Annotated in this window: 10 protein-coding genes and 1 pseudogene; 5 read left to right on the forward strand and 6 right to left on the reverse strand. The window is 66.2% G+C overall.

The window, feature by feature from the left end; genetic code table 11:
- The coding region (locus AB0I54_RS47505) for a dihydrolipoyl dehydrogenase (RefSeq protein WP_363302641.1) at positions 1-1,127 on the reverse strand (1,127 nt) is incomplete at its 3' end.
- Positions 1,128-1,730: 603 nt separating this feature from the next.
- Between AB0I54_RS47505 and AB0I54_RS47510 the strand changes: the two genes are divergently transcribed.
- Together AB0I54_RS47510 and AB0I54_RS47515 are read left to right on the forward strand one after the other, a co-directional pair.
- Entirely contained in the window at positions 1,731-2,342 is a 612-nt protein-coding gene (locus AB0I54_RS47510; protein ID WP_363302642.1) for a sigma-70 family RNA polymerase sigma factor, read from the forward strand.
- A 54-nt stretch (positions 2,343-2,396) separates the two neighbouring features.
- The gene (locus AB0I54_RS47515; protein WP_363302643.1) at positions 2,397-2,756 is read left to right on the forward strand and encodes a GNAT family N-acetyltransferase; all 360 of its coding nucleotides are present in this window, start codon (positions 2,397-2,399) and stop codon (positions 2,754-2,756) included.
- Between the two features lie 330 nt (positions 2,757-3,086).
- Here AB0I54_RS47515 and AB0I54_RS47520 read toward each other — a convergent pair.
- The 4 genes and pseudogenes from AB0I54_RS47520 to AB0I54_RS47535 all read right to left on the reverse strand — a co-directional run.
- Positions 3,087-3,622 (reverse strand): annotated as a pseudogene (locus AB0I54_RS47520) (FAD-dependent oxidoreductase); the annotation flags it as partial.
- 198 nt (positions 3,623-3,820) lie between these two features.
- Complete coding sequence (locus AB0I54_RS47525) at positions 3,821-4,300, reverse strand: peroxiredoxin family protein (protein WP_363302644.1); 480 nt, start codon at positions 4,298-4,300, stop codon at positions 3,821-3,823.
- 229 nt (positions 4,301-4,529) lie between these two features.
- A complete protein-coding gene (locus tag AB0I54_RS47530) occupies positions 4,530-4,835 on the reverse strand; it encodes a DUF427 domain-containing protein (RefSeq protein WP_363302645.1) in 306 nt (101 codons plus the stop codon).
- A gap of 209 nt (positions 4,836-5,044) precedes the next feature.
- Entirely contained in the window at positions 5,045-5,389 is a 345-nt protein-coding gene (locus AB0I54_RS47535) for a GNAT family N-acetyltransferase (protein ID WP_363302646.1), read from the reverse strand.
- Positions 5,390-5,593: 204 nt separating this feature from the next.
- Between AB0I54_RS47535 and AB0I54_RS47540 the strand changes: the two genes are divergently transcribed.
- Positions 5,594-5,971, forward strand: a complete 378-nt coding sequence (locus AB0I54_RS47540; RefSeq protein WP_363302647.1) for a GNAT family N-acetyltransferase — start codon at positions 5,594-5,596, stop codon at positions 5,969-5,971.
- Between the two features lie 506 nt (positions 5,972-6,477).
- Positions 6,478-6,645: a hypothetical protein gene (locus AB0I54_RS47545; RefSeq protein WP_363302651.1), complete on the forward strand. Its 168-nt coding sequence runs from the start codon at positions 6,478-6,480 to the stop codon at positions 6,643-6,645.
- Between the two features lie 514 nt (positions 6,646-7,159).
- Here the strand turns inward: AB0I54_RS47545 and tnpA are convergent.
- Positions 7,160-7,576 (reverse strand): IS200/IS605 family transposase, encoded by a 417-nt coding sequence (tnpA, locus tag AB0I54_RS47550; RefSeq protein WP_363302648.1) that lies wholly within the window; start codon positions 7,574-7,576, stop codon positions 7,160-7,162.
- Between the two features lie 27 nt (positions 7,577-7,603).
- Between tnpA and AB0I54_RS47555 the strand changes: the two genes are divergently transcribed.
- On the forward strand, positions 7,604-8,322 hold a 719-nt coding region (locus tag AB0I54_RS47555), incomplete at its 3' end, for a transposase (RefSeq protein ID WP_363302650.1).

The raw sequence follows: 8,322 nt of genomic DNA on the forward strand, positions 1-8,322 counted from the left end.
AGGTTGTACTTCAGAGCGACGACCTTGTCCGCGCCGTAGATCTCCTTGGCCTTGGCCTCGGTGATGCCCACGGAGGCGACCTCCGGGTGGCAGTAGGTCACGCGGGGGACACCGTCGTAGTCGATCGGAACAGTCTTCAGACCGGCCAGACGCTCCGCCACCAGGATGCCCTCGGCGAAGCCGACGTGCGCGAGCTGGAGCGTGGGGACCAGGTCGCCGACGGCGGAGATGGTGGGCACGTTGGTGCGCATGTACTCGTCGACCAGGACATAGCCGCGGTCCATGGCGACGCCCTGCTCCTCGTAGCCCAGGCCCTGCGAGACGGGGCCGCGGCCGACGGCCACCAGCAGCACCTCGGCCTCGAACTCCTTGCCGTCGGCGAGGGTGACCTTGACGCCGTCGGCGGTGTACTCGGCCTTCCGGAAGAAGGTGCCCAGGTTGAACTTGATCCCGCGCTTGCGGAACGCGCGCTCAAGGAGCTTGGAGCTGTTCTCGTCCTCGACCGGCACGAGGTGCTTGAGGCCCTCGATGACCGTGACGTCCGCGCCGAAGGACTTCCAGGCGGAGGCGAACTCGACGCCGATGACGCCGCCGCCCAGGATGATCGCGGACTTCGGCACGCGGTCCAGGACGAGGGCGTGGTCGGAGGAGATGATGCGGTCGCCGTCGATCTCCAGGCCCGGCAGCGACTTCGGCACCGAACCAGTCGCCAGCAGGACGTGGCGGCCCTGGACCCGCTGCCCGTTGACATCCACGGACGTGGGCGAGGACAGCCGGCCCTCACCCTCGATGTAGGTGATGTTCCGTGCCTTCACCAGGCCTGTCAGACCTCGGCAGAGTCCGTCGACCGTGTCCTCCTTGTAGCGCTGCACGGACGCCATGTCCATGCTCTGAAAGGAGGCCCTCACCCCGAACAACTCCGCGTCGCGGGCCTGGTCGGCGACCTCACCCGCGTGCAGCAGGGCCTTGGTGGGGATGCACCCGTTGTGCAGACAGGTGCCCCCCAGCTTGTACTTCTCGACCATCGCCGTGCGCAGGCCGAGTTGGGCACCGCGCAATGCGGCTGCGTACCCCGCGCTGCCGCCGCCGAGCACTACAAGATCGAAGCCTTCGGAGGCTTCCGTCATGAGGGGCCCTCCCTTTCACGTTGTCTGTTTGCATGTAGAAGCCGCGCCTACGACGTTTCACGGCCCCTGCAGGGGCGGCACGATCGCTCGGCGTACCTTCCGGCGAACACGAGCAGCCGTTCCTACATCGCTCGGTGCGGCCACGCCGACCAGGTCATCGCCCTGCACCGGACCTCAGCGGTGCAGCTCACCGGTGTGGGAAGACCTCTCCCGCACAGCCTTCCGGACGTTGCGCAACCCGGGCGGGTTTCAAGGAAGACCCACCAGGATCGATTCTGTGTCTACTCGCCATCGTTGACCGTCGCCGGACTCCTGGCGCACGAAGGCCGATTGCCACACCGCGGGACGGCGCCCTTGCAGGGACCGGCCCTCGCCCCGCGACGGCCTGCGGGAGGCAACGCGCCGGCCGGACCAGGCACCTGGACGTTGCGGAATGCCGTTGCTTGCGCACCACCCTCGGTGACGCCGAGCTCCCGGCCAGTAAGAACCGAACCGAATGGGACCGCCAACCCAGTGATTGCCGGAACAGACTGCGACCGGCGTGCCATACGCCCATACGCATCAACGGCTGACGTATCAACCAGACGTAGAGAGGAGGGGCCCGTGGCGACACCTGCCCCTCAACGCCCCTCGCCTGGGGCGCAGAACGAAAGCGGTACGGAACGTCGCGCTCGGTTCGAGCAGGACGCGCTGCCACATCGGCGATCCCTGCTTGCCGCCGCTCGAAGAATGGCGCGAAACCCGGCCGATGCAGAAGACCTTGTGCAGGATGCCTACACACGGGCGTATGCATCGTTCGATCAGTACCGTCCTGGAACGAATTTCGGCGCGTGGATGCGCAGAATACTCGTGAACCAATACATCAACGACTACCGAAAGGAACAGCGCCGACCGCGCCAATTCCTGGTAGCAGATGCCGACGAACAGCACGTGCCGCACCCCGACGCATACGGTCACCCGTCGTTCGCCTCCGCGGAATCCGCCGCCCTGGCCCACTTGCCCAGCCCAGACCTCAAGGCGGCCCTCGGCATGGTCCCTCCGGTTCGCCGGACGGCTGTGTATCTGGCGGACGTCGAGGGATTCAGTTACCGAGAGATCGCGGACTTCATGGGGACCCCCGTGGGCACCGTCATGTCCCGCATCCACCGAGGCCGGAAGCAACTGCGCAGCCTGCTGCTGCCGGAATACGGCAAAGAGGGGCCCAAGGCATCGTGAGTGTCGCGCGCCTTGTGGACGGGAATCAGGTGTGTTCGTGCGAAGGGAACTGTCATGGCCGAGGTGTTGTTCGACGACAGTGCGAAGCATGTCCGGGTCGTTGACGAACCCATGAATGGTCACTATGCGCTCTACGTGGACGAAGCGCGGGTGGGAACGCTGTCGTACCGCATCGTCGGGCAATGGCGCATCCTGGGCCACACCGAGGTCGACGAGGCATGTCGTGGCCGGGGGTTCTCCCAGATCCTCATCCAGGTGGCCCTTGACGACCTGAAGGAGAGGCGGCAGCAGGCCACGGTCCACTGTCCCGCCGTCGCTCAGTTCATGACGCAGAACGTCAAGTACGCCGACGTCATAGATCCCAGCCATCCAGGCATCTGGGTCCCCGCGTTCGGCTACGACCCCGCGGCCTGACCCCCGACGGTCGAAGGGTGTGACGGGCCCGTCGCCACACCTACCCCGTGCAGAGTCGGTCACCCTCCCCCGGCCCGAGATGAAGCGCCGGCGCCAGCCGGCTGATCCGGCCGACGGCCGACTCCTCGGCCGCCGCCCTGATGGGCGGCGGCCCGCAAACTCAGTCGGCCAGAGTGCCCTGGTGGACGTACATCCGCCAGCCCGTCTCCGTGAACCGCCACAACGAACTCCGCCAGAGCCGACGGCCCTGGTTGTCCGCGAAGTAGACCGGCGATTCCGCGGGGACACTACCGCCGCTTGTCACCGTGAGGATCGACTCCACGTCCGACCAGCGTCGAACTCCTCTCCATCGGAGAGAACGACGTGTCCGTGCTCGGCGGACTTGAGCTGGGTGTTCAGGTGGACGCGTGCGCCGCGCCGTTCCAGGTGAATCACCACCCAGGCACCGGCCTTGTCCTCCACTTCGGGCAGGATGGGGCCTCGGGCCTCGACCAGGTGGACGTACGGATCGTCGATGCTCAGTTCCGGGTGGAACTTGAGCATCGCCGTCGCGAGCGACAGCAGTTCGCCCAAGCCCTCGACACCGGAGAACCCGCCGCCCACGAAAGTGACCGTGCGCAGCTTGCGTCGCTCGGGGCCCGGAGGCGGCGACCCCGCCTGGTCGAACGCAGTCATCAACCGGTCGCGCATGGCGACCGCCCGGCATTCTGGATCTCGGTCACCGAACCTGCGATCAGTCGGGTACGACGCAGATGGCGCCGCAACGACACGGCGGCGTGACGTGCCTCGACCGATCCGGCCGTCACCTCGTGCAGGAAGGGCTGGTAGGTCATGTACGGGCGCGGGTCGACGACTGTGACCCGTGCGGCGATCACAATCTCCCGCATGTTCCTCTCCGCCCGTAGGTCCACACCAGACGGGTCTGCCATGGATCGGGCCCCATCGCCGCGCAGTTTGGCGTTGCCTCGCGCTCGCGCCTGCGTTCGAAGTCCAGCGCGAGGCCGTCAGCCAACCGATCACACACCGCCGCTCGGTGAACCGGCTGACGCTCCGATCCCGTGCGATCAGCCCATGCGCTGCTTGAGGTGGGAGACCAAGCCGAGGACGTCCTCTGGCACGAGTCTGCCGATCGCCCCGTTGGAGTAGACCGCAGTGACGACGGTGCCATCGGGGGCCAAGACGAAGCCCGTCGACTGAAGGTGCACCGGATCGGCGTTGACGAAGGCGCCGGTCACCTCGGCGATCGCGTGGGCGTCGGCGCTGTGCCCCACGGGGAAGGTGAGTTTGTGCTTCTCCACGACCTCTTTCGTCGTGGCCTCGTCGTCGACGGAGAGCGCGACGACCTTGATCCCCGCCTGCGCGAAACGGTCGCTCGCCCGTTGGAAGGCCCTCAGTTGCGCGGTGCAGTAAGGGCACCACGAACCGCGGTAGAAGAGGACGACGCCGAAACCACCGGCGAGCTCGTCACGAACGTCGAGGGTGCCGCCCCCGACAGTACTGACCTTCAGAGCGGGAAACTCCGCACCGACGTTCAACAGGCCCATGGGTTCTCCTTGGTGACAAGACATGCCAATGTGAGAAGGAGCCCTCGACGGTTCGGGCCGCGTCAGTTGGCGTCAGCGCCCGGGCGCGGGGCGGCTCCTGTCCATACGCGCGCCCGGAGGGCTCGGTTCTTACCGGTGATGCGCGTTTCACCGTCAAAGAAGCCGGCGTCGGGCCCCACAGGTCCCCCGAGCAGCCGTGCACGAGGGCTGCTGCCAGCCGATGTGCGTGTCAGTTCTCGATTCTGACCGCGCGGGCGTCGAAAGCGACGTAGCCGCTGAAGTCGCGACCGACGCGGGTCACCGCCGACTCCTTGATGTCCGGGTAGGACCAGGCTCCGTCCCTGAGCACCGTCGCGCCGGCCACGACGTCGTGATACTGCGCCTTTCCCTTCCAAGGACACGTGTAGGGGGTCGGGCTGTCGCGGAGCGCGTCAGCCGTAACGGAATCCGGTGGGAAGTAGGTATTTCCCTCGATACGGACTACCGCGTCGCTCGATGCCTCCGCCACGACTATGTCGCCAACCAGTGCCTTCATGAGTCTTTCTCCTCGTGATTCCCTTGGCATGTGTCCCAACTGCCTTCGCAGCCGACGGCATTGACCCAGAGCCACCAATTCCCGTGTGCGATGGAGCGCCAAGTCGCAGAGGTTGGTGTCGGGTGGGCTCCGCTTCTTACCTGTGTTTTCGCCACCTGGGCAGTAGGGAAGGCGTGGCTCATCGGCGGTATGGCCGGCGTCAGGTCCTGTCAGCCACCGGCCTTCGCCCGCGCCGCTTCGGCCGCAGCGCGATCGGAGTAGCCAGGGTGCCGGGGGTCGACCAGATCGGCGTAGGTGGTCGCCCGCGAGAGGTAGTCGACGACAAACGGGCAGATCGCGGTGATCGTTCCCTCGCGGGAGCGGATTTCGTCGAGCACGCGCCTCACCAGCGCGCCTCCGACCCCCTGGTGTTGATGACTCGACTCCACTTCAGTGTGCCGAAGAGCGTACCGGTTGGGCCTGAGGCGGGTGTAGTACAGCCAGCCCACCAGGTCGTCATCACGGTAGAGCTCAAAGCGGCCTTCATCGATGTTGTCGATCAGTTGCTCGGTCACCGGTATCCTCTTCCCGCCGCTCATCGACTCGCTCCTCACCCTGCGTCTACTTGCACTCGGACTCTGCTTCTGCTTCGGACTCTAAGGTCCAGGTAAGAATCCCGCCAAGCGATACAGCAAAGCATGTGTACCGCATGTTGGACTAGATAGTCCCTTGCAATGCCCCACGTCAGAACGACAGAGGGCCACGACTGGAGACGAGCGATGCCAGAGTCAGGAGAGCACATGGAGCCACCACCGGTAGCCATTGAGGTACGCAAGGACGAGACCACCCGTCTCTACGAGGCACTGATCGACGGCCAGGTCATCGGTACCCTGGCTTACGAGACCACGGGCGGACGTTTCTCACTCACGCACTCGTACGTGGACCGCGACCAACGACACCGGGGCATCGCGTCGGCCATTGCGCGCTACGCCTTGGAAGACCTGAGCCAGCGTCAAGACCAGGCCAAGATTGGCATCTACTGCGGTTTTGTCGCCGATTACGTCGAAGCCCACCCCGACTGGAAGGACGTCGTCGACATCAACCATTCGGCTTTCATCGCCACGAACACCGCGCGGGACACCGCCAGCGGTCACTGAAGCCATGGGCTGCGCCTGGCCGCACTCGGTCCGGCGTACTCAGGCCATGCGCAGCCTCGGCGCGAGGAAATCAGTCACAAGCAGATGTCACCGCTGCCGACGAGTACACGGCCTTGGACGCCCGTACGGCCCCGGTCTACCGGCGACGGCCTCGGATGGGGGACGTTCGCGCAATTGTCAATAGCACCTGGACTTCGGAGTGTTCTGGAGCGTAGAGGTCGCCGTCGTCGCCGGGGATCGGGGTGGGTTGGATCTCGATCCCGTCCGTTGGGTCTGCGGGCGAGGACGAGCGGGACCAGTTCGTCGGCGGTGTGGGTGTTGGTGCCGTAGGTGTGATGGTCACTCATGGTGCACCAGACCCTGTGCCGCGACAGTGGCAGGGCGCTAGCTTGAAGACCATCGCCAGGGCGGTGCGGGAGCCGGCCCTCGCGCGTGACCTTGGTGCGCAGGCCGACGGTGGCGAACGTGGACTCGATGGGGTTGGTCGTCCGCAGATGGAGGCCGTTATGACCAGCGAACCAGGTAGCCTCCTGCGCTCCGTGCAGGCTGCGGCGGGCGTCGCGGTGTACGCGACGGCGTCGGGTCTCGACACCGGTTCGCAGGAACGGGACGCGCACATGTGCGGAACCGACTCCCCCGACGCCGGGCGGCACCCGCTCGTGTCGTTCTGGTGATCTTCGGCCGAGGTTCAGGACTCCGCTCTGATGCGCCTCGTTGGAAACCTGTCGCTCAGGGGTGTCACGCAGCCTCTCGTTGTCGACGCAGCGCGCCGCGAGCGTGCGCTTGCTTCCGGCTCTGTTCCCCGAGGCAGGGATCGGTACCTGGCGCCGCGGCGCACACGTGCCCCCGCCGGGCCACGCGGACACGCGCGACGGCCTCGGACAGGCTCTCCGTGACCATCCGGAGTCGAGGCCGAGGTCAGCGGCCGCGTCCGGGACATAGAACGCGCACGTGCGTTCCCACACGAGGAGAGGGCGGAGGCGCCGACGGCGCGATGCGGACCGTCCGGACTCGGCCGATCATGTCGAGCCGGCTCGTGCCCACCGTGCTCACCAGACGGATCATCACCGGCCCCCCAGCTCTGGCAGCGGCGACCCGTCCCGAGGCACGCGTTACCGGGACTCTTGCAGAAAGCCCCGGCGTTCACGCCGGGGATGAATGCATCTCAAGACTGCTCTGACGTTCACTTCAGAGCGGACGTTTCTGCTGCTCGATGTACTGGCGGACGATCGCCAGTGGTGCTCCGCCGCACGACGCGGAGAAGTACGAGGGCGACCACAGGTGCCCGTGCACGACGGCGGGGTTGATCCGGCCGGTGAACTCCTGCCGTATCCGGCGGGCGGAGACGCCCTTGAGGCTGTTGACCAGCTTCGAGACGGCGACCTTCGGCGGGTAGTGCACCAGCAGATGGACGTGATCACGCTCGCCGTTGAACTCCTTCAGCTCCGCCTCGAAGTCCTCGCAGACCTTGCGCATGATCTCTTCGCAGCGCGTCAGCATCTCGTCGTTGAACACTCCGCGCCGGTACCTCGTCACAAAGACCAAGTGCACATGCATCGCCGAAACAACGTGCCTGCCACGCCTGTAGTCGTCAATCTCACCCATGAGACCAATCGTAGTAGGATCCTGGTCATGCAGCTCCGCTACAACTACCGGACCTACCCGGACGCCTCCCAGCGCCGTGCGCTGGCGAGTGCGTTCGGGTGCGCGCGCGTGGTGTGGAACGACTGCCTGCGCGACCGCAAGGAAGCGCACGCGGCGGGGCTGCCGTACGTGACGTCGGCGGAGTTGTCCCGGCTTCGCATCACCCAGGCCAAGCGCACCACCGAACGTGCCTGGCTCGCCGACGTCTCAGCGGTCGTCCTGCAACAGTCCCTCCGGGACCTCGATGCCGCCTACAAGAACTTCTTCGACTCGGTCAGGGGCAAGCGGCAGGGCCCGAAGGTCGGCCCGCCCCGCTACAAGTCGAAGAAGGACACCCGGCAGTCGATCCGCCTCAACACCAACGCCTTCTCCCTCAAGGACGACGGCACGGTGTACGTGGCCAAGGTCGGCAACCTCAAGGTCACGTGGTCCCGCCGCCTTCCGGCCGCACCCACGTCCCTGACCGTCACCAAGGACAGTTCCGGCCGGTACTTCCTCAGCTTCGTCGTGGACACCGAGCCGGACATCCTCCCCGACCTTCAAACCGACACCGGTCTCGACCTCGGCCTGTCCGCCTTCGCCGTCCTGTCCGACGGCCGGAAGATCGACAGCCCCCGCTTCCTGCGCCGGGCCGAGAAGAAGCTCAAGCGGCTCCAGCGGGAGCTGTCCCGCAAGCAGAAAGGTTCGAAGAACCGGGCCAAGGCCCG

The sequence above is a fragment of the Streptomyces sp. NPDC050625 genome, assembly GCF_040654755.1.
GTDB lineage: Bacteria > Actinomycetota > Actinomycetes > Streptomycetales > Streptomycetaceae > Streptomyces.